This window comes from Collinsella aerofaciens, assembly GCF_040910185.1.
In the GTDB taxonomy this organism is placed as follows: Bacteria; Actinomycetota; Coriobacteriia; order Coriobacteriales; family Coriobacteriaceae; genus Collinsella; species Collinsella aerofaciens_BF.
Window position 1 is genome coordinate 16,918 of the sequence record NZ_JBDGBA010000016.1, and the last position, 22,622, is coordinate 39,539.

The window sequence follows — 22,622 nt, forward strand, 5'->3', positions numbered from 1 at the left end:
GCATTGTTTCCAAATTGTTAACGAGGAGTTGCCGTAATGGCCGACGAGCACGAAACAGAAAGCAAGGCATGGGCGATTGAGGCCGCCGCTGCAGAGGCGGCATCGCGTGCTGCCGAGGAGGTGCATCGTCCTCCCGTGGTGCCGATGGAGCGCGTGGTTGATCGCACCGATATCGAGCGCGGCGAGCGTGCCGGTCAAAAGCGCAGCCAGGAGCCAGGCTTCCCGCGCTTTTTTGCCGAGCTCAATCTGGGTCTGATTCTTACGGCCTTCGCCATCGTTGCGTTTAAAACCCCTAATCACTTTGCTTTTGGCGGTACCTCGGGCGTGTCGGTCATTCTGTCCACGCTGTTCCCGACCCTGCCCGTCGGCGTCTTTATGTGGATTATCAACGCGGTTCTCGTCGTTTTGGGCTTTATCTTTTTGGAGCGCAAGGCAATCCTGTGGAGCGTCTTCGCCTCGTTTGCGCTTTCGGCCTATGTCTCGCTGTTTGAGCTCTTTATTCCGACTGATGTCTCTCTGACGGGTGATATGTGGCTCGACCTGTGCTTTGCCGTCATCTTGCCGGCGCTTGGCAGCGCTATTGTCTTTGACATCGGCGCCTCGACGGGCGGCACGGACATTCTTGCCATGATCCTCAAGCGCCGCACGACGCTCGAGATTGGCCGCGCGCTGCTGTTGGTCGATATCGGCATCGTGGCCATCGCGGCCTTTTTGTATGGCCCGCGTGTCGGTCTGTATTGTGTGCTCGGCCTGTTTGCCAAGACGCTTGTGGTCGACAAAGCCATTGAGAGCATTCACCTGCGCAAAGTCTGCACGGTCATTTGCTCCGAGCCCCTTAAGGTCGAGGAGTTTATCGTCAAGCATCTCAACCGCACGGCGACCATCAGCCGCGGCTACGGTGCCTTCTCGGGCAAGTGCGTGACGGTGATCATGAGCGTGCTGAGCCGTCGCGAGGCCGTGCAACTACGCCGCTATGCGCGCGAAGTCGATCCGGGTGCCTTTATCACGATCGTCGACAGCTCCGAGATCGTCGGCAAGGGCTTCCGCGGAACGAACTAGCGCGGACACACTCATCAAACAATCGAAAAGCGCCTCGCGCGTTGCAAATACGTCATCTAAGAGTATTTGTCCTCACATTGGGTGATAATGATGCCAAAGACATCGTTTGCGATCCAAGTGATTCGTTCAAGATACGAAGGGATGATTCTATGTTCTGCTCGCAGTGTGGCGCCCCCATGGGCGATAACGACAAGTTCTGCGGCGTGTGTGGTGCTCCTAATGCCGGTGCCGCTGGCCCCGCTCCCCAGGGACAGCCTCAGCCCCAGCAGTTTGTTCCGCAACCGCCCGTGGCGAATGCGCCAAAGGGCTGTGTGGCTCAGGCGTTCCAAGATATGACCAAGACTCCGGGTGTGCTTCAGCGTGTATGCCAAATCGCGTTTTTGCCGGCGCTGATTTGCGTTGTGTCGGTGCTCGTGTTGTTCATCCCCGTTATCGGCGGTATTGCAGCTGCCATCGGCTTTTTGGCAGCTTGCATTGCGAGTGTGTGCGGTTCCGGCTTCGGTATCGAGTGGGGTCGCGATCTGTCGCTCAAGGTCGATGACGGCATGGACCGTCCACTCATGCGTTCCACGTCGTTTGGTCTCGGAGTCTTTTCGAGCGTTATTTCGGTCGTGCTCGAGGTTATCGCTGCCATTCCCGTTATCGGTGTAGTGCTTTCGCTGGTGGAGGGCGTGGTAATTGGCGCTGCGGGCTCGTATTCTTATTACGGCTCTTATGCGCTCGAGGCTGCGCTGTTTGGCTCGCTCGGCCTGCTTGTCCTGGCGCTAATTGCCTCGGCGATTCTGGGTGTCTTCTTTAAGATGTTCGCCGACATCGCCGTGATGCACTTTGCGGTGACCGGGCGTGTCGAGAGCGCGTTTTCGCTCGATAAGGTCTGGGCGGCGTTTAAGCACAACAAGACCAAGCTGTTCTGTGCTTCGTTCCTTCCCGAGTTTTTGACGGGCCTGGTCGCCAACGTTGTCACATGGATCTTGACGGTCGTCTTTGGCGCCATTGCCTCTGTCGGTATGTATAGCTACTACTATCGTCCTACGGGTATTGAGGCAATTGTTACCGGCGGTGGCGTCACGCTCGCGCTGTTCTTGGTGCTGGTCGCTTTTGTCACCGTATTTCTTACGGTCTTTGGCAAGATACTCAAGCACCGTGCCGTTGGCTATTGGGCCGCACGTTATGCAAGCGAGTGGGCCGACGAGGACAAGGACGACGTCCTGACTTTTGTATTGCCCTTCGAGAAGAAGTCCGCTCCCTCGGGTTACGGTGCTCCGGATGCTTCGCCGGCACCTGCACCCGTTCCCGCGACCGAGTCTGAACCGGCGCCCGAGCCTGAGACGGCATCTGAGCCTGAGCCTGAGCCTGAGCCTGAGCCTGAGCCGGCACCTGCACCTGAGTCGGCGTCCGAGCCAAGCTCCGACGAGGAACCTCAGGACGAGTAGCCATGCCGTCTGCCATTTGGGGACGGGGTAGAAATAGTAGAAATAGCGCTTGAAGAATGAGCGGGGGCGGACGTGTCGAAACGTCCGCCCCCGCTTTGACATCGCGATGTGGCTATGACTGGGAGATGCCAGCGAATCGATTACTCGTCGTGCTTCTCCTCGCGGCGTGCAGCAGCGCGTGCGTCGTGGATGCCCTTGATCGCGGCATGGCGAGCCGTTCGGGCATCATGGATGGCGTCGCGAGCCTCGGCGGTCGTCGCCTTGGCAGAGCGCAATTTGGCGGCCAGATCGGGGTTGGTTTCGGCGACCGCGGTAATCGCGGGGCCGTCGAGCTCCTCTTGCGTGGGCTCGGCCAAAAAGTCGATAGCATACTGGGCGGCCACCATGGAGCCCTTTGCCAGCACGGTCTCGTCGATCTTGTAGAAGCAGGAATGTTGGGCGTATGTGGCGCCAATCTTGGGGTTGCGCGTACCTACAAAGGCGAGCACGCCCGGTACGCGACGCAGGTACTCCGAAAAATCCTCGCCCGAAAGCGTACCGCGGTAATGACCCTGGCCGGTGGGGCCAAGACATTTGATGACAGCCTGACGGCAGCGCTCGCTCGAGCCCGCGTCGTTTTCGACCTTGTAGTTGGCGATGGTGTAGTCGGTGAGCTCTGCCTCGGCGCCCAAGGCGGCCGCAGTATGCTCCACGATGCGGCGCATAAGCTCCGGCATTTCCTCGTGGGTCGAATCGCCGTAGGTGCGCACTGTGCCGGCGAGGTAGGCCGTGCCGGCGATAACGTTGCGCGCGGTGCCGCCGTGCAGCTCGCCGACGGTGATGACGGCCGGCTCGTAGGGGCTGATTTCGCGCGAAACGATGGTTTGCAGGGCGTTGACGATCTCGGCGGCAACCATGACGGCGTCGTGACCTCGCTGGGGCATGGCGCCATGGCACGAGGTGCCGCGGACGTCGATGCGGAACCAGTCGGTATTGGCCATGCGCGGACCGGGCTCGCAGCTCACGGTGCCGGCGTCGACCTCACTCCAGATGTGCGCGGCGTAGGCGCCATCGACTCCGTCGAGCACACCCGTGCCGATCATGAGCTTAGCGCCCTGGCCGTTTTCCTCGCTGGGCTGGAATACGATGCGGACTTCGCCGTGGATGTCGTCGGTCATATGGCGCAGGATTTGCAGCGTTCCGAGCATCATGGCGATATGGCAGTCGTGGCCGCAGGCGTGCATGCAGCCCTCGTTGACGCTGGCGAACTCCTCGCCAGTCTGCTCGGTAACGGGCAGGGCGTCGATATCGGCGCGCAGCAGGATGCGGCGGCGTGGCGTGCCGTCCTCGCGATAGGCGTCGGGCGCGGTGCCGCGAAGGGTCGCCACCAGGCCCGTCTTGAGGGGACGCTCGTAGGGGATATTCATGGCGTCGAGCTGGTTGGCGATGTCGGAGGTCGTGCGCTCCTCGGCAAGGCTCAACTCCGGGTGCTTATGGAAGTGGCGGCGCTGCTTGATGATGTAGGGCTCAAACTCAGCGGCGATATCTTGGATGGCCGCGGTGACGTCATCTGCCGCGCGAACCTCGGTTGCCGCCATGATCTGCTGTGCCTTGGTCTTCGTCATGGTCGATTTGCTCCTTGCTGGGTTGATCGCAAAATCGTACAGGCTCTCTCCAGTATGCCACCTGCCGCTAGGGCTGGTAAAGTTGCCGTTTGCCGCTTGGGGTTTTGTTACAAGGGCGGGGGAGTACACTCGGGGGTGTTGAATTTCCTGCCAGAGATGGGGATGCCCATGCAACATATCGATCGGATTATCCGCTCCAAGAACGTTTTTACCGCCCAAGACGGCATCGATACCGCCCGCGAGCTGGCGATTGCCATCGCAGGCGACCGTATCGTCGCAGTCGGTGCGCCCGATGACGTGATCGCCGCCGCTCCCGCCGCCACGTCGGTTATCGACTGCGGCGAGCAGTTTGTCTGCCCCGGTTTCCATGACGCTCATCTGCACTTCTTCCATACCTCGGTCGGTTCCTCGCCGTACATGCTCATGGATATGGGCACGTCCGAGGCGGCGCTGGTGCAACATGCGCTCGAGTTTTCCCAGGACCTGCCCGACGACGCTTGGGTTGTGACGCAGGGCTGGCGCGACTACCGTTGGGACCCGCCCGAGCATCCTACCAAGGCGTCGCTCGATGCGGCATTCCCCGATCGTCCCTGCGCTATGTATTCGGGCGACGGGCACACGCTTTGGCTCAACAGCCGCGCACTCGAAGCCCTCGGCGTGACACGCGACAGCGAGCCTCCGGCGGGTGGCAGTTACGACAAAGACTCAAACGGTGAGCTTACGGGTATCGCCCACGAGGCAGCTGCTATGCAGCTGCTGCCGCGCTGTCTTGAATGGCTGGGCGAGGATCGCATTGCAAGCGCTTACGCCGATCAAATGAGGCGGATGGCCGAGCAGGGCATCACCTCGATATGCGATATGTCGCTCATGCCCATGCCGGGCTGCGATTTTATCCGCGACGACGTCTACGACAAACTGCAGGCAGCCGGCAAGTTGGGCATCCGAGCCCATTTGTTTCCCACGCTGCTGGATGACCAATCACGCTTGGAAGAGCTGCAGGTACGTTACGCGAACAACGCGCTGCTTTCGGCGCCAGGCTTTAAGCAGTTCTTCGACGGTGTGTCGAGCGAACACACGGCCTATCTCACCGAGCCCTATACCAACCCGCGCTTCCCGGGCGATCAAGGTCGCCTGACGGTTCCTGCCGAGCGCATGCGCAAGCTGGTTCTGGCGGCCGCGGAGCGCGGCCATACCGTGCGCATCCATGTCATCGGCGACGGTGCCATCCATGCCGCGCTCGATATCTTTGAGAAGGCCGCCGAACTGTACGGCCTGCCCCAGCACGGCCATAACACGCTCGAGCACCTGGAGAACCTCTTGCCCGAGGACATCGATCGTCTACGCAAGCTTAACGTCGTTGCCTCGAGCCAGCCCTGTCACATTACACTCGACCCGGGCGGCCCCGAGCGCGATCTGGGCCTGGAACGCAGCCGCATCATGTGGCCGTTTGCGACCTATAAGCAGCGCGGCATCCGCCAAGCCTTCGGCACCGATAGCCCCATCACAGCTGTTACAAGCATGAACGTGCTCTACACGGCTATCACGCGCCAGGATCCCAAAAGCCACTGGCCCGAGGGCGGCTGGTTACCGAGCGAGCGCATCGATGCAGCAACAGCCCTGCGCAACTATACCCTGGGCAGCGCCTATGCAGCGGGCGACGAGCAAAACCTCGGCAGCTTGGAGCCCGGCAAGTATGCCGACCTGGTAGTCCTGGACCAAAACCCGCTCACCATCGACCCCCAAGAGCTCCAAGCCACCAAAGTCCAAGCCACCTACCTAGCCGGCAACCTGATCTACGAGCACTGACGTTCATACCGCACCGTTAAACGCGGCTCGGGCAGTCTATTTTGGGATGGCGCTCGAGCCGCATTTGTTTGCCGATGGGGGTTCGTTAGGAGCGTCCCCGCTCTGTTGGATTTGGGCGCGGGGTTGAGGTGCTGCTGCCTCGTGCGCTCAATTTGGACATCAGCAATGCTGACTCTTAGTGTTTTGCATACTTCCCATTACAGATTGCATAAAAAGGCTGGGATGTTCTTCCTGATCCTGATGTACCCCCGCCCGTGCCGTGCAAAAAACGGAGTATTCAGCACCACGAGCTCTGCCGGTGCCGCTGTGGCTGAGTAACGTTGCGGAGATTGACGTCATTTTGGGCTCCGGTACGGCGCGAAGTACGCCCATTTGTCCCAACGGGGTCTGCCCACCGACCAAAACCGCCCGCTGAGGGCGTTCTTGGGACCAATAAGGTATGTCCGGCGCGTATGCAGCCGTCCTGGCTTGCTGAATACTCCCAAAAATGCACGGTGCTTCCCAGGGGACCCGTGCGCGCAGCGAAAACCATACCCACGTTCCTATCCGCATCGCCATTTTGCTGCACTGACTTTTCTGAATGTCGGGCCCGAATTAGTTAACCTGCCTCCCGTGTGGCTCCGGAGGGGCGGGGCATAAGGTTTATCGCGAGTTCCGCACGAGCCGAAGGCCACTTAATGTGGCCTTCGTGCGAGCAGGACTGCCCGAGTAGGAAACCTTACGCCCCGCCCCTCCGGAGCCACACGGGAGGCATCGCTAAGTTATCCCCCAGCATTCAGAAAATCTAAGTGCCAAAAAATAAGATTTTTTGACTCCGTGTTGTATAACCCGCCATTCGTGGGTACCATTCAACGCGTACGCAAACAAAAAGGGTTAATTCGCGTGGTATAACCGCGCGGCCCAAAAAGGAGGAGACAAGCATGTCGTCTTTGAAGCCGCTTGCAGATCGTGTTCTGGTCAAGCCCGACGAGGCCGAGCAGAAGACCGCTTCTGGTCTGTACATCGCCAGCAACGCTCAGGAGAAGCCGCAGCGCGGCACCATCGTTGCCGTGGGCGCCGGCAAGGTCAACGACAAGGGTGAGCGCATCCCCATGGACGTCAAGGTTGGCGACGTTGTCATCTACGGTAAGTTCGGTGGCAACGAGGTCAAGGTCGACGGCGAGAAGTATCTGCTGATGCGCGCCGACGACATCTATGCTGTCGTCGAGGCCTAGTCTCGTCAGAATCTCTGATTCGTCTTTGAACGCGCCCGCCGCATAGGACTCGGAAGCGGCGGCGCGAGTCACATTTCTTTTGGAGGATTACCTACCATGGCAAAGAACATTACGTTCAACACCGATGCCCGCGCTAAGCTTGCCAAGGGCGTCAACACTCTGGCCGACGCCGTTACCGTCACCATGGGCCCCAAGGGTCGCTACGTTGCGCTGCAGCGCACGTTCGGTGCCCCGACCATCACCAACGACGGCGTTTCCGTCGCCAAGGAGATCGAGCTCGAGGATAACATCGAGAACATGGGTGCTCAGCTGGTGAAGGAGGTCGCTACCAAGACCAACGACACCGTGGGTGACGGCACCACCACCGCAACCCTGCTCGCTCAGGCCATCGTCAACGACGGTCTGCGCAACGTCGCCGCTGGCGCTAACCCGCTGGCCATCCGTCGCGGCATCGACAAGGCCGTCAACGCCGCCGTCGCCGAGATGAAGAAGCAGGCCAAGCCGGTCGAGACCAAGGAGCAGATCGCTTCCGTCGGTACCATCTCCGCCGGTGACCCCGAGGTCGGCGAGAAGATCGCCGAGGCCATGGAGGTCGTGGGCAAGGACGGCGTCATCACCGTCGAGGATTCCCAGACGTTCGACATCACCATCGACACCGTCGAGGGCATGCAGTTCGACAAGGGCTATGTCTCCGCTTACTTCGTCACGGACAACGACCGCATGGAGGCCGTGATGAAGGATCCGTACATCCTCATCACCGACCAGAAGATCTCCAGCGTTCAGGACATCATGCCCGTTCTCGAGGCTGTCCAGCGCGCTGGCCGTGGCCTGCTCATCATCGCTGAGGACATCGACGGCGAGGCTCTGCCGACCCTGGTCCTCAACAAGATCCGTGGCGCCCTCAACGTCTGCGCCGTCAAGGCTCCGGGCTACGGCGATCGCCGCAAGCGCATCCTCGAGGACATCGCCGTCCTCACCGGTGGTCAGGCTGCACTGGACGAGCTGGGCGTGAAGGTCGCTGACATCACCGCCGATATGCTCGGTACCGCTAAGTCCGTCACCATCTCCAAGGACAACACCGTCGTCGTCGGCGGCGCTGGCTCCAAGGAGGCCATCGACGCTCGTATCGCTCAGATTAAGGGTGAGATGGAGAACACCACCTCTGACTTCGACCGTGAGAAGCTCCAGGAGCGCCTGGCCAAGCTCTCCGGCGGCGTTGCCGTCATCAAGGTTGGCGCTGCTACCGAGTCTGAGCTCAAGGAGATCAAGCATCGCGTCGAGGATGCCCTGCAGGCTACCCGCGCTGCTGTCGAGGAGGGCATTGTCGCCGGTGGCGGCGTCGCCTTCATGGACGCTGCTCCTGCGCTCGATGCTGTCGAGATCGACGACCCCGAGGAGAAGATCGGTGTCGACATCGTCAAGAAGGCTCTGACTGCTCCGGTCGCTACCATCGCCAAGAACGCTGGTTTTGAGGGCGCTGTCGTGGTCGACAAGGTTGCCGAGCTGCCCGCCGGCCAGGGTCTCAACTCTGCCAACGGCGAGTGGGGCGATATGATCGAGATGGGCGTCCTCGACCCCGTCAAGGTCAGCCGCGTCACCCTGCAGAACGCTGCTTCTGTCGCCAGCCTGATCCTCATCACCGAGGCTACCGTCTCCGATGTGCCCAAGAACACTCAGCTTGAGGATGCTATCGCTGCTGCTACCGCTGGTCAGCAGGGCGGCGGTATGTACTAAGGCCGACAAGGTCTAGAACTCCCACCGGGAATCCGGGGGCGGGACGGGGACTTCTCTCCGGAACGTCCTCGGTTAGATTGGGACCCCTTGTCCTGCTCCTTTGGAGCCGCGGACAAGGGGTCCTTTTTGTGCTGAATTATTGTTCAACTTTTCGAAATCTCTCATTTGTTCGACTTTAATCGACTGTCTGCTCAATTGAGTGGCGGGCTCGTCTCGACTCGCGTCTTGCAAGTTCTTGGGTAGACGGCTTGCTCGAGGTTTATGAAAGGGGCCGTCCCGCGGGACGGCCCCTTACTTGCTATCTGACTTTGGCAGGATCGAACTCATTCGATATATCTTCGATGCCATCAGATTGAAGAATGAGCTCGCTAGGCAGATGGTGGCCCATCGGATCGATTAGGAAATCGAGTCCTGCCCTTCTGGCCGTTTTTGCGACTGGGATGAAGCCTGTGTCACCAGCTATGAGAACGATTTGATCAACAGTTCTCCCATGGGCGAGCGAGGCGACATCGAGTCCGATTCTCATGTCAACACCGGATTGCTTTAACCCAACGAGGGTGAAATCTTCCTGCCCGAGGTCGGTTGTTGTCAACTCACCCTTGAGTAGCTTCTTGAGCGATTCTTGTTTCAAGTTGTAATGCGCGTTCGCTGAGCGTAGTTCGCCCATGCGCATCGCAACTTTCCTCTTCTCCCCGAGGGCTGCGTGGAAATCGGACATCCATACATTGGAGGGATGCTTCCGGCTGAACACGGTATTGTGTTCGTCCCAGGGCTGCTTAAAAGTGCCGTTTTCTAGTGGTGGACAGTTGTAGAAGAAGATTCTGTATAGGGAGCGGTCGCCGTATTCTAGCGTCATCTTTCGTTTAGCGGATATGTGCCGCAGGGCATAGGCATGACATTCCGATGCGCGCTTTTCGGGTGAAGTGTCTCCCCATAGCCTGCGCGCTCGTTTCAGGAAGAAATTTCCATCGATTAGGACAGCGGTTCTTGTCATGATATCTCCTGCTACATGAATTGACCCCCGAGCTGTGGTACTCCGGCTAAAGATTGGAGCCACTGTCGGAGGTCTTCAAAAAACGGAGGACAGGGAGATGGCGGAAAACCTAATTTCTCTGTCTGGCTTGAGTCTACATCCATTGACTCAGCAATTTGTGGTGGAATTCGGGTTAGATTGTGGAATCGCGCCCTTTGCACTTCGGGGAATTCTGTGTTGACTGCCCTTCTTGATCTTTCGTACTTGCCTGCGATCAGTTGTTAGCGTGCTGCAGCATTGTTGTTGCGCCGCTCTATCCCGGGCGTATTTGTGGGGCGTTTCCCTACCATAAATTACCCTTGGCATACTTGCGCGAAAGCCTACTGGTGCTACACTTGCAATTGCTGTTTCAGGGCGGGGTGGAATTCCCCACTGGCGGTAAATCGGGCGGTGCCAAAGGGGTGCCGTGGCGCAGGCGAGGTGCCTGCGACCGAGCCGATGAGTCCGCGACCCGGGTGTGCGTTGGTTCGCATGCCGGCTGAACTGGTGAGATCCCAGTACCAACGGTTAGAGTCCGGATGAAAGAGGCAGGTGATCTTATGTCTGAACAGTCGCAGCATATCCATTTTGAGAACACGAATAGGTGGAGCACCAAACAGCTCGTTACCATGGCGTTGATGTGCGCCTTGGGCGCCCTGTTTATGTACGTGCAGCTGCCCATCCTTCCTTCGGCGCCGTTTTTGACGTATGACCCGTCGCTGGTGCCGGCGATGGTGTGCGGGTTTGCGTACGGTCCCGGTGCCGGTACTGCTGTTGCCGCCATGGCGATCGTTATCCATGCGCTCACCACGGGTGACTGGGTCGGCGCGCTTATGAACTTGGTCGCTACGCTGGGCTTTATTCTGCCCGCGGCGATCGTCTACCAAAAGATGCACACCTACAAGGGTGCCGTGATTGGTCTGGTGCTCGGCGTCATTGCCGCTACGGCGCTGTCCATGGTTGCGAACCTGACCATCGGCGTTTGGTTCTGGTATGGCTCGGTCGATGTGATCGCCCCGCTCATGATTCCTGCCGTGCTGCCGTTCAACCTTATCAAGACCGTGCTTAATTCGGTATTGACGCTTGCGGTGTACAAGGCGGTCTCCAACCTCATCACGCCTAAAAAGGACCAGGTCAAAGGCCGCGCATGATTGAGTGTCGGGGCGTTTCCTTTAGCTATGACGGTGCCGTACCGGCGCTCGACGGCGTCGATCTGAATATCGAGGACGGCGAGTTTTTCTGCATCCTCGGTGGTAATGGGTCGGGCAAGTCGACGTTTGCCAAGCATCTGAATGCACTGCTGCAGCCCGACGCGGGCACGGTACGCATCAACGGCATGAATGCGTCCGACCCCGAGCTGGTCTACGACATTCGTTCGACCGCGGGCATGGTGTTCCAGAATCCCGATGATCAGCTGGTGGCAACGCTTGTCGAAGATGACGTTGCGTTCGGTCCCGAAAACCTTGGCGTGCCATCGGCGCAAATTGCGCAGCGCGTACGCGAGGCGCTGAAGGGCGTGGGCCTGGTGGGCTTTGAGCACCACGAGACCCATGCGCTTTCGGGTGGTCAAAAGCAACGCGTGGCGCTTGCCGGCGTGCTCGCCATGGAGCCGCGCGTTCTCATTTTGGATGAGGCCTCCTCGATGCTCGATCCGCGCGGGCGCAAGGGCCTTATGAAGGCCTGTCACGCGCTGCACGAACGCGGCATGACCATCGTGATGATTACGCACTTTATGGAAGAGGCCGCTGAGGCCGATCGCGTTGCTGTCTTCCAAGCGGGCCGCGTTGCCATGTTGGGCACGCCCGAGGAGATCTTGACGCAGGCGAATGAACTCGCTCAGCTCAACCTTGACATGCCAGAGTCGTGCCGTTTGGGCATGGCGCTTCGTGCGAAGGGCGTGCCTGTTCATTCGCAGGTGCGTGAGGCAGATATGGTTGCCGAGGTTGCGCAGGTCTATACCGAGCGAAGTGAGGCGGGCACCGCGGGGCAGCCTTCCGCGCCCCAGTTGGAAATCGCTGACGGCACTGTTTCGGCAGACAACGAGGAAAACGCGTCGGAGCCCGTCATTGAGCTATCCCATGTTTCGTACAGTTATTCGCTCAGTCCGCGCGAGCGCCACCGCTGGCGCAAGCGCTCGACCACTGCGGACACATCGAGCAAACAGGCTCTCTGGGGAAACGACCCCAGCAGCCCGTGGGCGCTGCGCGATGTATCGCTGACGGTGCGTCGCGGCGAGTTCCTGGGCTTGGCAGGTCATACCGGTTCGGGTAAGTCGACGCTGATTCAGCATCTCAACGGCCTGATTCGTCCCCAGGAGGGTTCCGTTTACGCATTGGGGCTCGACCTGGCAAACAAGAAAGATGCCGCCGCGGTTAAGGCAAAGGTCGGCGTGGTGTTTCAGTATCCAGAGCGTCAGCTGTTTGCCGAGACCGTGGCACAGGACGTGGCGTTTGGTCCGCATAACCTTGGCTTGCCGCAAGATGAAGTCGACCGTCGTGTCGAGTCATCGCTCTCACGCGTGGGCCTCGACCTTTCCACGGTCGGCGACAAGAGTCCCTTTGAGCTTTCGGGCGGTCAGCAACGGCGTGTGGCATTCGCCGGCGTGCTCGCCATGGAGCCCGAAGTCCTGGTGCTCGATGAGCCCATGGCGGGGCTCGATCCGGCTGCGCGCAGGGATTTCCTTGAGCTTATCGATCGACTTCACCGCGATGGCCTGACCGTTGTCATGGTTTCGCATAGTATGGATGACCTGGCCAATTGCTGCGACCGTATCGTCGTAATGAACGAAGGTGCGGTGTTTGCCGAGGGAACCCCCGTGCAGGTGTTTGCGCATGCCGACGAGCTCAAATCGATCGGTTTGGGCGTTCCTGCCGCGCAGCGCATGGCGCTGGCGCTTACGGAGGCGGGCGTGCCGCTGCACTTTGACGGCCTCTATACGGTTGAGTCGTTGGCAGGCGAGTTGGCGGACCTGCTAATCGGTTGCTCGGACGGTCCTTCTAACGTCGCGGACATTGCTAAATCCAAGACGGTCGCGCGAGAGGAGGGCTGCTGATGGAGGCGTTTTCGTTTGGCAGCTACTATCCCGGCGATAGTGCGATCCACCGCCTGGACCCGCGAACTAAGTTGCTCTTGGGCTTTGTGTTTCTGATCACGACGCTCACGGTCAGCAGCTTCCGCGGACTGGTCCCGGTCGCAATCTTCGTTGTCCTGATCTATACCGTGTCCCGGGTGCCGTTGCGCCGGGTCCTATCATCGATGGCGCCGCTGCTGGCAATCGTCGTCGTGGTCGCGGTGCTCAACTTGTTTGCCGATCAGAGTGGGCGCATCTTGTGGCAGCTCGGCTTTCTGCAGATAAGCGAGGGCTCGCTGCGTTCTGCGGCGTTTATGGCGTGCCGCCTGACGTTGATGATGGCCGGCATGAGCGCCATTACACTCACCACGCCGACGCTCGACCTCACCGCGGGCTTTGAGCGCCTGCTCGCGCCGTTTGCGCGTGTGGGACTTCCTGCGCACGAGCTCGGCATGATCATGGGTATCGCGCTACGCTTTATGCCGCAGTTTGCCACTGAGATGAAGCAGACGGCCGATGCACAGGCAAGCCGCGGCGCGCGCGTGATGGGCGGTCCGCTCGGCGGCGTGCGTATGCTCGGCAGTGTGGCGATTCCGCTGTTCACGGGCGTGTTCCGCCATGCCGAGACGCTGTCTGCCGCCATGGATGCACGCTGCTATCACGGCGAGCAGGGCCGCACGCGCCTGCATGCGCTTGCATTTGGCCGCGGCGATGCGTTGGCGGCGGTAGTGACGGCGTTGCTGCTCATCTGCGTCATCGTCATCAATCTTCAACTTGTTTAGGCGCGATTCGGGCGCAAGAAAGGGGTCCCTATGACCGACAACGACCGCACGGCTCAGCTTGAGCGCGCCTGTTCGTATCTCAGGCGCATTCCGGCGTGGTATCTGGCCACGACCGATGCAAGTGACGGGCATCAGCCTCGCGTGAGGCCGTTTTCGTTTACCATGGTCGATGACAGTAAGTTGTGGTTTTGCACGTCGCGCGACAAGGACGTGTGGGCGGAGCTGAGTGCGAATCCCAAGTTTGAGGTATCGGGCTGGAAGCCGGGGGAATGTTGGATCGTATTGACCGGCGAAGCCGCACTTGAGGACGACGCAGTTGCGAGCGACAAGGTGCGTCAAGCGGGTTTTAAGCACATGGTGGGCATTGGCGAGGAACACGAGAGTGCCAACGACGGCCGCCTTGCTTTCTTTTCGGTCCGCAATATTGCCGCGCGCTTCTGTGATATCGACGGCAGCGAGGAGCGCCTGGAGCTCTAGCTCGCACAAACCAGGTTCCCAAACTAACTAGTACAGGAGGAAACGTGGACGGATTGAATACGGTGTTGGAGTATCTGACGTCGGTGCCGGCATGGTATTTGGCGACGAGCGTTGACGGACAGCCTCATGTGCGTCCGTTTTCGTTTGCGCAGATCCAGGATGGCAAACTGTGGTTTGTAACAGCGCGCACCAAAGATGTGTGGCAAGAGCTGCTGCAAAACCAGCGCTTTGAGGCCACGAGTTGGTGGCCGGGCCATGGTTGGTTGATTCTGCGCGGGCGTGCGGGGCTGGAAGACCGGGCTTCGAGCGAAATGCGCGAGGCCGGATGGAAACATCTTGAGCGCTTGAGCGAGCACTATGAGGGGCCTAACGACCCCACGCTCGTCTTCTTTAGCGTCGAGGATCCCGAGGCTTTTATCTGCAATCACGACGAATGGGTGCCGGTCGAGCTCTAGCCGGCTGGCTCATCCTAACAACTTGGTTTTCGCATGGGCGGGCCCCGTATTGCCCGGTGCCGTTAGGAGCGCCGGTCAATACGGGGCCCGCTCCATTTGTCAATTCCTTCAAGCGAATGTGTCGGGATTGTTTCAATGCATGAATATGCAAGCCATTTACGTGTTCATGCATCTTTTGGTGCTAAAGTTTCAACCCACTTCATAACGACCACTGCGAAATGCGCATCGGTGCATAAATCGCAGACAAGGAGTCTGATATGTCATTGAAGGTTGGAATCGTCGGCGCGGCTGGATATGCCGGAGCCGAGCTCATTCGCCTCGTGCTCGGCCATCCCGAGTTTGAACTTGTTGCCATTACGTCCAACGCCGATGCCGGCCAGCCGCTGTCCGCGGTGTATCCGAGCTTTGCTGGCGTGAGCGATCTGGTTTTTACCACGCATGACGCCCCCGAGCTTAAGAGCTGCGATGCGGTTTTTCTTGCCGTGCCGCACACGGCTGCCATGGCACAGGTGCCCGCGCTGCTTGCATCGGGCGTCTCCTGCTTTGATCTTTCGGCCGACTACCGCCTGAACGACGCGTCCGTCTTTGAGACGTGGTATGCCGCCGAGCATACGAGCCCCGAGCTGCTCAAGACCCGTGCCTTTGGCCTGCCCGAGCTATTCTGCCGGGACTTGGAGACCGCTGCTTCCAGCCATGCCGCTGGCAGGCCCGTGTTGGTCGCCTGCGCCGGTTGCTATCCCACCGCAACGAGCCTTGCTGCCGCTCCCGCCGTGCGCGCCGGCTGGGTTGCCCAGAGCGGCCCCGTAATCGTCGATGCCATTAGCGGCGTGACGGGTGCCGGTAAGTCCTGCAACGCCCGCACCCACTTTTGCAGCGCGGACGAGAACCTGGAAGCCTATGGCGTGGGTAAACATCGCCACACGCCCGAGATTGAGCAAATCCTTGGCTTAACCGATCGCGTCGTCTTTACCCCGCATCTGGCACCGCTCAAGCGCGGCCTGCTCTCCACGGTGACGATGCCGCTTACGCCGCAGGCTATCGATACCTTGACCCTTGAGGACGTTGTCGACTATTACAAGCAGTTCTACGCTGGACGCACCTTTGTGTGCGTGCTCGATGCCGGCCAGCAGCCCAAGACGGCTTCGGTCGTCGGAACCAACGCCGCCCAGATTGGCCTCGCGCTCAACAAGCGCGCGGGCGTGCTGGTGGCGACGGGCGCCATCGACAATCTGTGCAAGGGCGCTGCGGGCCAAGCGGTCCAGTGTGCCAATATCGTCTTTGGCTTTGACGAGCGACGAGGCTTGCCCACAGTGGCGTGCCCGGTGTAGCACATTCGATTGTTAACGATTTGGTAGTCGGGCATCGAGTGGGGCGCCACTCTTAAGCTGGTCTCATGATTACGACTGGCATGGCGCACCAACCGATGTCCGTTATTTGTTTGACATAAGGAGTCATAAAGACGATGAATACCGAGCTGTTTGATATCAAGATTCGCGCCGTCGAGGGTGGCGTTACGGCTGCGGCTGGTTTTAAAGCTGCGGGCATCCACGCTGGGTTCCGCAAGAACCCCGAGCGTCTGGATTACGCGCTCGTCGTGCCCGATAAACCCTGTCCCGGTGCCGGCGTGTTTACCACCAATCGCTTTTGCGCGGCGCCCGTGCAAGTGAGCCGTGCCAACTTGGGCGGTGCCGACAAGGGTTACGGTATCATCGCCGGCGTTTCGGTCAACTCTGGCAATGCCAACGCCGCCACGGGTGAGACCGGCCTTGCATGCGCGCGCGAGACGTGCAGCATCGCATCGCAGGTCATCGGCTGCGAGCCCCAGCAGATTCTGGTTGCCTCCACGGGCGTGATTGGCCAGATTCTGCCGATCGACACGTTTGAGACCGCCATTCCTGCTGCCTACGAGGCGCTCTCCGCTCACGGTGGCCCCGATGCCGCTCGCGCCATCATGACGACCGACACGCACTCCAAGGAGTACGCCGTGACCTACGTCAGTGAGGCTGCGGGTCATGCGGGCAATGTCTATACGGTGGGCGGAATGTGCAAGGGCTCGGGCATGATCATGCCCAACATGGCCACCATGATCGCAGTTATCACCACCGATGTCCCCGTCGAGCCTGCGGCACTTCATACCCTGCTGCTCTCGACCGTCAAGCAGACCTTTAACAAGGTAACGGTCGATTCCGACACCTCGACCAACGACACCTGCATCATGCTTGCCTCCGGCGCCGCTGCCGCAGATGCCGAGCCTATCGTCGAGGGCTCCGATGCCTTTGACGAGTTGGCATTTGCCGTGCACGAGGTGTGCGAGAGCCTGGCGCGCAATATCGCCGCCGATGGTGAGGGCGCATCCAAGCTTGTTACGGTCAACGTTACCGGCGCCGTGAACGACGAGGAAGCCGATATCGCCGCCCGTGCCGTTGCCAACTCGCCGCTCGTTAAGACCTGCATCGCCGGCCACGACTGCAACTGGGGCCGCGTTGCTATGGCGCTTGGCAAGTGCGGCGTGAAGTTTAATCAGGAAGACGTTTCCATCGACATGATGGGCATGCCTGTCTGTCGCGACGGTCTGACTGTTCCCTTTGATGAGGACGAGGCTCTACGACGTTTCGAGGCGCCCGAGATCGTGATCTCGGCCGACCTGGGCGCAGGCGACGCGGCAACGACCGTGTGGACCTGCGACCTCACGCATGAGTACATCTCCATCAACGGCGACTACCGTTCCTAGATTCCGGGCACGCTGCGCATCTTGCCGCGATTGCGGACAGCGGAGCACGGCGCGATAACGATACGAAAGACGAGGCAGATTATGAAATTCGCACGCGATTGTCGTTCGAGCGAATCCAACGAAGCAACCGCGCAGCTGCTGTTCGAAGCGCTGCCGTGGATTAAGAACCTGACCGGCAAGACGGTTGTTATCAAATATGGCGGAGCCGCCATGGTTGATGAGCAGCTGCGCCGCGACGTGATGAGCGACATCGTTTTGCTCAAGATCATCGGTATGCGCCCCGTCATCGTGCACGGCGGCGGCAAGGCTATCAACGAGGCGCTGAGCCATTACGATATTCCCGTCGAGTTTAAGAACGGCCAGCGCGTGACCACGCCGGCGACTATGGATATCGTGCGCGAGGTGCTGGGCGGCAAGGTTAACCAGGAGCTGGTTGCTGCCATCAACCACCACGGCAACCTGGCCGTGGGCGTGTCGGGCAGCGATGCCGGCACGCTCATCGCCGAGTCGCTCGACCCCGAGCTCGGTCGCGTGGGCAAAGTGACGCACGTCAACACCGACTATATCGAGCGCTTACTCGATAGCGAGTACATCCCCGTCATCGCTACCGTCGCGGCGGGGGAGGACGGCGGTTTCTTCAACATCAACGCCGATACCGCCGCCGGTGCCGTTGCCGCGGCGCTCCACGCGCATAAGGCGATCTTTTTGACCGATGTCGATGGCCTGTACAAGGACTTTAGCGACAAGGACTCGCTTATCTCCAACCTAACGCTCAACGAGGTTAACGAAATGCTCTACGGCGGCGAGGTCGATAAGGGCATGATTCCCAAGCTGCGTGCGGCCGTCGATGCGCTTACCGGCGGCGTATTTCGTGCCCACATCATTAACGGTACTACGCCGCATTCGCTGCTCCTGGAGCTGCTGACCGATGCCGGCGTCGGCACCGTGATCCATTCCACCGAGACGGCTTACGAGTTCGATACGCATCCGCATCCGCTTTCGACGTTTGCTGCGCGTCTGACCGAGAACCTTGACGAGGTCGAGAAGCTTCAGACGGTCTAGCTGACCCTCAGCCGCCCCATTCCTGCACCCATAGCCCCGCGCCGTCTGGCGCCCAACGAAAGGCATCTCATGTCACTTGCAGCTCAGCAATCGCTTGAATCCCATTACATTATGCATACCTTTGGCCGCTCTCCGGTCGAGTTTGTCGAGGGTCACGGCATGAAGCTCACCGGCGACGATGGCCGTGAGTACCTCGACTTTCTTGCCGGCATCGGCGTGTGCAGCCTAGGTCATGGCGACCCGGCTGTGCTCTCGGCGCTCGAGGCACAGACCAAAAAGCTCATGCATGTCTCCAATTACTTCTACATTGAGCAGCGCGGACAGGTCGCGGCGCTGCTGTCCAAGCTTGCTAACGACGACGTAGATGGTGCGCGCGTGCTTGCCGATGCCATTGCCGCCGGCGATGAGACCACGGCAGCTGCTCTTGGTGCCCCGGCTGCGGATGAGCAGGTTTGGGAGACCTTCTTTGCCAACTCTGGCGCCGAGGCCAACGAGGGCTCGATGAAGCTCGCGCGCCTGTACGCCAAGCGTGCCGGTAATGGCGGCAACACCATCGTGTGCATGCGCGGCGGCTTCCACGGCCGTACGCTCGAGACCATTGCCGCCACCATGCAGGATTGGCTGCAGGACAGCTTCCGCCCGCTGCCGGGTGGCTTTGTGGCCTGCACGCCCAACGATGTGGATGAGCTGCGTGCGATCTTTAAGCAGCTGGGGAGCGAAATTTGTGCCGTGATGCTCGAGCCGATCCAGGGTGAGAGCGGTGTGCATCCCATGACCGAGGAGTTTATGGCTACGGCGCGCGACCTGGCACACGAAGTGGGCGCCGTGCTTATCGCCGACGAGGTCCAGTGCGGCATCTTCCGCTCCGGCAAGCCGTTTGCGTTCCAGACCTATGGCGTGGAGCCCGACATCATGAGCCTTGCCAAGGGCATTGCTGATGGCGTGCCCATGGGTGCCGTCGTGGCGAAGAAGGAGATTGCCGACGTGTTTAAGCCGGGCGACCACGGCTCGACCTTTGGCGGTAGCTGCTTGGCCATCGCGGCGTGTGCCGCGACGCTCTCCGCGCTTGTGCGTGGCGATTATGCCGAGCATGCTGCCAAGGTGGGTGCCTATATGGAGGCAAAGCTCGCCAAGCTGCCGCACGTGACCGAGGTACGTGGTCGCGGCTTGATGCTCGGCTGTGATTTGGATGATGCCGCGGGCGACGCGCATGGTGTTGTTGCCCGCGCGCTGGCCGCCGGTGCCGTGATCAACGCTACGGGTGCGCATACGCTGCGTTTCCTGCCGCCACTCGTCTGCGAGGAAGCCGACGTGGACAGTCTGATCGAGATCCTGTCGGGTGTTTTGGGCTAACGCGGCGCAATAACTCAATTTGGACCGAGTTCCGGACTGCGGACGTGCCCTATGCGGCATGATTCAGCGGTCTGGAGCCCGTTTTGCCTTAGATTTGCTAAGGCAGGGAGACCTGCTGGTCAAAAAACATCAAATATGAGTACTGTTACCGATTTGGTAGCAGCAATTTTGGACTAATAAGGCCAGATGGCAAGTCGAAATGGCGATGAATACACGATTTTGATCTGACTGTTAGTCCTTATAATGGACATATGTTGCGTAACCTAAGCAAACACTATCTGTTTATATGTTGCAAGCAAAGTAGCAGTACTCATTTTTGCCATTATTTGGCCACGGCCTTTGTGACAGACGTGCTGGCGGGTTCGAATCCCATGCGCTGGGCCCAAAAAAGAAAGGCTCCCATTGCTGGGAGCCTATCAAATCAGTGGTGGGCGATGAGGGATGTCCGCGTGCGGCTCCGCCGCCCGCATCCGCTTCGTCGCTTCGCTCCTCGCGTGCTGCGCTGGAAAACGCTTCGCGTTTCCTCAGCTCCGCACCCTTGCGGGTTCGAATCCCATGAAATGGGCCCAAACAAAAACGGTCCCCTTTCGAGGACCGTTTCCAATTCAATGGTGGGCGATGAGGGATTCGAACCCCCAGCCTTGTGCGTGTAAAGCACCTGCGCTAACCGTTGCGCCAATCGCCCGTGCGGAGAGAGTATAGCAAAACAATCGCCTCATTCACCTCATATCCATTAAAGGTAACTCGCGCGTGTCACAGCGGAGCTGATTCAGTTGAGATTGCCTGAACATTCCGCCCCTCTTTACGCCCTCGGGTATACTCAAAAGCTACTGATTCGATTTGATGCCCAGCAACAGCAGAGGGGATAGTATATGTGCGGTTTTGTCGGTTTTGTCGGTGGGACGGATAACCAATCCGAGGTGCTCACCAAGATGATGGACCGCATCGTCCATCGCGGTCCCGACATGGGCGGTCAGTTTATCGACGGCCGCGTTGCCCTCGGCTTCCGCCGCCTGTCGATCCTCGACCTGACCGAGGCCGGCGCCCAACCTATGGCCAACGAGGACGGTAGCGTCGTCATTGTCTTCAACGGTGAGATCTACAACTTCCAAGAACTCCGTTCCGAGCTCGAAGCCAAGGGCTACAAGTTCCATTGCGGCGCCGACACCGAGAGCCTCCTGCACGGCTACGAGGAGTGGGGCGAGGCCGTCCTCGATCGCCTGCGCGGTATGTACGCCTTCGTCATCTGGGACAAAAAGAAGAACAAGCTTTTTGGCGCCCGCGACATCTTTGGCATCAAGCCGCTTTACTACTATCCCATGGCCGATGCGGGCGACGGCGCTCCGGGCGTGCTCTTTGGTTCCGAGATCAAGAGCTTCCTGGACTACCCGCACTTCCACAAGGCGGTCAACAAAAAGGCCCTGCGTCCGTACATGACGCTGCAGTATTCGGCAACCGAGGAGACCTTCTTCGAGGGTGTCTACAAGCTGCCGCCGGCGCACTACTTTACCGCCGATATCCCGACCGGCAAGATGAACATCGAGCGCTACTGGGATTGCGATTACTCTGCCGTCGAGAAGCCATTCGAAGAGTATGTCGATGAGTTGGACGAGGTCGTGCACGAGAGCGTCGAGGCCCATCGCATCGCCGACGTCAAGGTCGCGTCGTTCCTCTCCGGTGGCGTCGACTCCAGCTACATCGCCGCTTGCCTCATGCCCGACAAGACCTTCTCGGTGGGCTTTGACTACAAGAACTTCAACGAGACCAACTACGCCAAGGAGCTTTCCGATAAGCTCGGCGTCGAAAACGTTCGCAAGATGATTACCGCCGACGAGTTCTTCGGTGCGCTCGAGGACATCCAGTATCACATGGACGAGCCGCAGTCCAACCTGTCTTCCGTGCCGCTGTGGTTCTTGGCCGAGATGGCCCGCAAGGACGTCACCGTGGTGCTTTCGGGTGAAGGCGCCGACGAACTCTTTGGCGGCTACGCCTACTACGAGGATACGGTCCCGGTGCGCAAGTACAAAAAGATGGTACCGCTGCCCATCCGTCGCGCGCTCGGTAACCTGGCGCTGCATATGCCGTACTTCAAGGGACATAACTTCCTGGTCAAGGGTGCCGAGATCCCCGAGAAGTCGTTCCTGGGACAGGCTCTGGTATGGCCGGAGCGCGAGGTCGACGGCGTGCTCAAGCCCGAGTACAACACCGGCGACGGCGCCTTCGAGCTCGCTGCACCCATCTACGCACGCGTGAAGGGTCAGCCCGAACTGGTCAAGAAGCAGTACCTGGACATGAACATGTGGCTCCCGGGCGACATTCTGCTCAAGGCCGACAAGATGTGCATGGCACACTCGCTGGAGCTGCGCGTGCCCTTCCTGGACCGCAAAGTCATGGAGTTCGCCGAGCACATTCCCGACCGCTACCGCATCAACGAGAACGGCAACAAACAGGTACTCCGCCACGCTGCCAACAAGTCGCTGCCCGATGAGTGGGCCACCCGTCCCAAGGTGGGCTTCCCGGTGCCGATTGTCTACTGGCTGCGCGAGCAAAAGTGGTACGACTATGTCAAGGAGTACTTCACCGCGCCGTGGGCAAGTGAGTTCTTCAATACCGACGAACTCATGCACCTGCTCGATCTGCACTTTGCGGGCAAGGGCGATTTCCAGCGCAAGATCTATACGCCGCTCGTGTTCCTAGTGTGGTACAAGCGCTTCTTTATCGACGAGGGCCAGCCTTCTGTTCAGGCTGCCTAGTCTCGGCCTACGAATGCCTGCGCGTAACGGCTCCTCCGGGAGCCGTTTTTGCGCGAGCACGTTTCAGTTACTATGAA

17 protein-coding genes, 1 tRNA gene and 1 riboswitch are annotated in these 22,622 nt (G+C 59.7%); of the genes, 15 read left to right on the forward strand and 3 right to left on the reverse strand.

From position 1 onward, the window contains the following. The first annotated feature begins 36 nt into the window (after nucleotides 1–36). Complete coding sequence (locus AB5Z54_RS07140) at nucleotides 37–1,059, forward strand: YitT family protein (protein WP_368160963.1); 1,023 nt, start codon at nucleotides 37–39, stop codon at nucleotides 1,057–1,059. Between the two features lie 149 nt (nucleotides 1,060–1,208). After that, complete coding sequence (locus AB5Z54_RS07145) at nucleotides 1,209–2,492, forward strand: zinc-ribbon domain-containing protein (protein ID WP_368160965.1); 1,284 nt, start codon at nucleotides 1,209–1,211, stop codon at nucleotides 2,490–2,492. A 140-nt stretch (nucleotides 2,493–2,632) separates the two neighbouring features. Here the strand turns inward: AB5Z54_RS07145 and AB5Z54_RS07150 are convergent, their stop codons facing one another. Beyond that, nucleotides 2,633–4,096 carry a M20 family metallopeptidase gene (locus AB5Z54_RS07150; RefSeq protein ID WP_368160966.1) on the reverse strand — a complete coding sequence of 488 codons (1,464 nt, stop codon included), beginning with the start codon at nucleotides 4,094–4,096 and terminating at the stop codon, nucleotides 2,633–2,635. Nucleotides 4,097–4,258: 162 nt separating this feature from the next. On the opposite strand from AB5Z54_RS07150, the gene AB5Z54_RS07155 reads away from it, so the two are divergent. From AB5Z54_RS07155 to groL, 3 genes are all read left to right on the forward strand, one after another. After that, complete coding sequence (locus tag AB5Z54_RS07155; protein ID WP_346978595.1) at nucleotides 4,259–5,902, forward strand: amidohydrolase; 1,644 nt, start codon at nucleotides 4,259–4,261, stop codon at nucleotides 5,900–5,902. A gap of 920 nt (nucleotides 5,903–6,822) precedes the next feature. Next, nucleotides 6,823–7,116, forward strand: coding sequence for a co-chaperone GroES (groES, locus tag AB5Z54_RS07160; protein ID WP_022094351.1), 294 nt, complete (start codon nucleotides 6,823–6,825; stop codon nucleotides 7,114–7,116). 96 nt (nucleotides 7,117–7,212) lie between these two features. After that, nucleotides 7,213–8,850 carry a chaperonin GroEL gene (gene groL / locus AB5Z54_RS07165; RefSeq protein WP_006234938.1) on the forward strand — a complete coding sequence of 546 codons (1,638 nt, stop codon included), beginning with the start codon at nucleotides 7,213–7,215 and terminating at the stop codon, nucleotides 8,848–8,850. Nucleotides 8,851–9,148: 298 nt separating this feature from the next. On the opposite strand, the gene AB5Z54_RS07170 is transcribed toward groL, so the two are convergent. Beyond that, nucleotides 9,149–9,844, reverse strand: a complete 696-nt coding sequence (locus AB5Z54_RS07170) for an NYN domain-containing protein (protein WP_368160968.1) — start codon at nucleotides 9,842–9,844, stop codon at nucleotides 9,149–9,151. 380 nt (nucleotides 9,845–10,224) lie between these two features. Continuing rightward, nucleotides 10,225–10,417: riboswitch (FMN riboswitch) on the forward strand. A 5-nt stretch (nucleotides 10,418–10,422) separates the two neighbouring features. On the opposite strand from AB5Z54_RS07170, the gene AB5Z54_RS07175 reads away from it, so the two are divergent. The 9 genes from AB5Z54_RS07175 to AB5Z54_RS07215 all read left to right on the forward strand — a co-directional run bounded on the left by AB5Z54_RS07175 (nucleotide 10,423) and on the right by AB5Z54_RS07215 (nucleotide 19,792). Beyond that, complete coding sequence (locus AB5Z54_RS07175) at nucleotides 10,423–11,013, forward strand: ECF transporter S component (protein ID WP_271738599.1); 591 nt, start codon at nucleotides 10,423–10,425, stop codon at nucleotides 11,011–11,013. Continuing rightward, entirely contained in the window at nucleotides 11,010–12,914 is a 1,905-nt protein-coding gene (locus AB5Z54_RS07180) for an energy-coupling factor transporter ATPase (protein ID WP_368160970.1), read from the forward strand. Before AB5Z54_RS07175 ends, AB5Z54_RS07180 begins: the two co-directional genes overlap by 4 nt. Next, nucleotides 12,914–13,714 carry an energy-coupling factor transporter transmembrane component T family protein gene (locus tag AB5Z54_RS07185; protein WP_368160972.1) on the forward strand — a complete coding sequence of 267 codons (801 nt, stop codon included), beginning with the start codon at nucleotides 12,914–12,916 and terminating at the stop codon, nucleotides 13,712–13,714. The genes AB5Z54_RS07180 and AB5Z54_RS07185 overlap by 1 nt, the downstream gene beginning before the upstream one ends. Nucleotides 13,715–13,744: 30 nt before the next feature. Continuing rightward, complete coding sequence (locus tag AB5Z54_RS07190; protein ID WP_368160973.1) at nucleotides 13,745–14,191, forward strand: pyridoxamine 5'-phosphate oxidase family protein; 447 nt, start codon at nucleotides 13,745–13,747, stop codon at nucleotides 14,189–14,191. A 44-nt stretch (nucleotides 14,192–14,235) separates the two neighbouring features. After that, nucleotides 14,236–14,646, forward strand: coding sequence for a pyridoxamine 5'-phosphate oxidase family protein (locus tag AB5Z54_RS07195; RefSeq protein ID WP_055286773.1), 411 nt, complete (start codon nucleotides 14,236–14,238; stop codon nucleotides 14,644–14,646). Between the two features lie 257 nt (nucleotides 14,647–14,903). Next, on the forward strand, nucleotides 14,904–15,974 hold the full coding sequence (gene argC, locus AB5Z54_RS07200; RefSeq protein ID WP_368160976.1) for an N-acetyl-gamma-glutamyl-phosphate reductase: 1,071 nt from the start codon (nucleotides 14,904–14,906) through the stop codon (nucleotides 15,972–15,974). A gap of 134 nt (nucleotides 15,975–16,108) precedes the next feature. After that, nucleotides 16,109–17,377 (forward strand): bifunctional glutamate N-acetyltransferase/amino-acid acetyltransferase ArgJ, encoded by a 1,269-nt coding sequence (argJ, locus tag AB5Z54_RS07205; protein ID WP_368160978.1) that lies wholly within the window; start codon nucleotides 16,109–16,111, stop codon nucleotides 17,375–17,377. 81 nt (nucleotides 17,378–17,458) lie between these two features. After that, the gene (gene argB / locus AB5Z54_RS07210) at nucleotides 17,459–18,439 is read left to right on the forward strand and encodes an acetylglutamate kinase (protein WP_368160979.1); all 981 of its coding nucleotides are present in this window, start codon (nucleotides 17,459–17,461) and stop codon (nucleotides 18,437–18,439) included. Between the two features lie 69 nt (nucleotides 18,440–18,508). Continuing rightward, nucleotides 18,509–19,792 carry an aminotransferase class III-fold pyridoxal phosphate-dependent enzyme gene (locus AB5Z54_RS07215; RefSeq protein ID WP_368134970.1) on the forward strand — a complete coding sequence of 428 codons (1,284 nt, stop codon included), beginning with the start codon at nucleotides 18,509–18,511 and terminating at the stop codon, nucleotides 19,790–19,792. Between the two features lie 609 nt (nucleotides 19,793–20,401). Here the strand turns inward: AB5Z54_RS07215 and AB5Z54_RS07220 are convergent. After that, nucleotides 20,402–20,477, reverse strand: a tRNA-Val gene (locus AB5Z54_RS07220). Between the two features lie 187 nt (nucleotides 20,478–20,664). On the opposite strand from AB5Z54_RS07220, the gene asnB reads away from it, so the two are divergent. Continuing rightward, nucleotides 20,665–22,545 carry an asparagine synthase (glutamine-hydrolyzing) gene (gene asnB / locus AB5Z54_RS07225; RefSeq protein WP_368134971.1) on the forward strand — a complete coding sequence of 627 codons (1,881 nt, stop codon included), beginning with the start codon at nucleotides 20,665–20,667 and terminating at the stop codon, nucleotides 22,543–22,545. Nucleotides 22,546–22,622: the final 77 nt, after the last annotated feature.

Bases quoted from the DNA above. Each gene is read 5' to 3' on its own strand.
- AB5Z54_RS07170 (WP_368160968.1), bottom strand. From the start codon at position 9,844: ATGACAAGAACCGCTGTCCTAATCGATGGAAATTTCTTCCTGAAACGA.
- groES (WP_022094351.1), top strand. From the start codon at position 6,823: ATGTCGTCTTTGAAGCCGCTTGCAGATCGTGTTCTGGTCAAGCCCGAC.
- AB5Z54_RS07155 (WP_346978595.1), top strand. From the start codon at position 4,259: ATGCCCATGCAACATATCGATCGGATTATCCGCTCCAAGAACGTTTTT.
- AB5Z54_RS07215 (WP_368134970.1), top strand. From the start codon at position 18,509: ATGTCACTTGCAGCTCAGCAATCGCTTGAATCCCATTACATTATGCAT.
- asnB (WP_368134971.1), top strand. From the start codon at position 20,665: ATGTGCGGTTTTGTCGGTTTTGTCGGTGGGACGGATAACCAATCCGAG.
- AB5Z54_RS07145 (WP_368160965.1), top strand. From the start codon at position 1,209: ATGTTCTGCTCGCAGTGTGGCGCCCCCATGGGCGATAACGACAAGTTC.
- AB5Z54_RS07180 (WP_368160970.1), top strand. From the start codon at position 11,010: ATGATTGAGTGTCGGGGCGTTTCCTTTAGCTATGACGGTGCCGTACCG.
- AB5Z54_RS07140 (WP_368160963.1), top strand. From the start codon at position 37: ATGGCCGACGAGCACGAAACAGAAAGCAAGGCATGGGCGATTGAGGCC.
- argJ (WP_368160978.1), top strand. From the start codon at position 16,109: ATGAATACCGAGCTGTTTGATATCAAGATTCGCGCCGTCGAGGGTGGC.
- AB5Z54_RS07190 (WP_368160973.1), top strand. From the start codon at position 13,745: ATGACCGACAACGACCGCACGGCTCAGCTTGAGCGCGCCTGTTCGTAT.
- groL (WP_006234938.1), top strand. From the start codon at position 7,213: ATGGCAAAGAACATTACGTTCAACACCGATGCCCGCGCTAAGCTTGCC.
- argC (WP_368160976.1), top strand. From the start codon at position 14,904: ATGTCATTGAAGGTTGGAATCGTCGGCGCGGCTGGATATGCCGGAGCC.
- AB5Z54_RS07185 (WP_368160972.1), top strand. From the start codon at position 12,914: ATGGAGGCGTTTTCGTTTGGCAGCTACTATCCCGGCGATAGTGCGATC.
- AB5Z54_RS07150 (WP_368160966.1), bottom strand. From the start codon at position 4,096: ATGACGAAGACCAAGGCACAGCAGATCATGGCGGCAACCGAGGTTCGC.
- AB5Z54_RS07175 (WP_271738599.1), top strand. From the start codon at position 10,423: ATGTCTGAACAGTCGCAGCATATCCATTTTGAGAACACGAATAGGTGG.
- argB (WP_368160979.1), top strand. From the start codon at position 17,459: ATGAAATTCGCACGCGATTGTCGTTCGAGCGAATCCAACGAAGCAACC.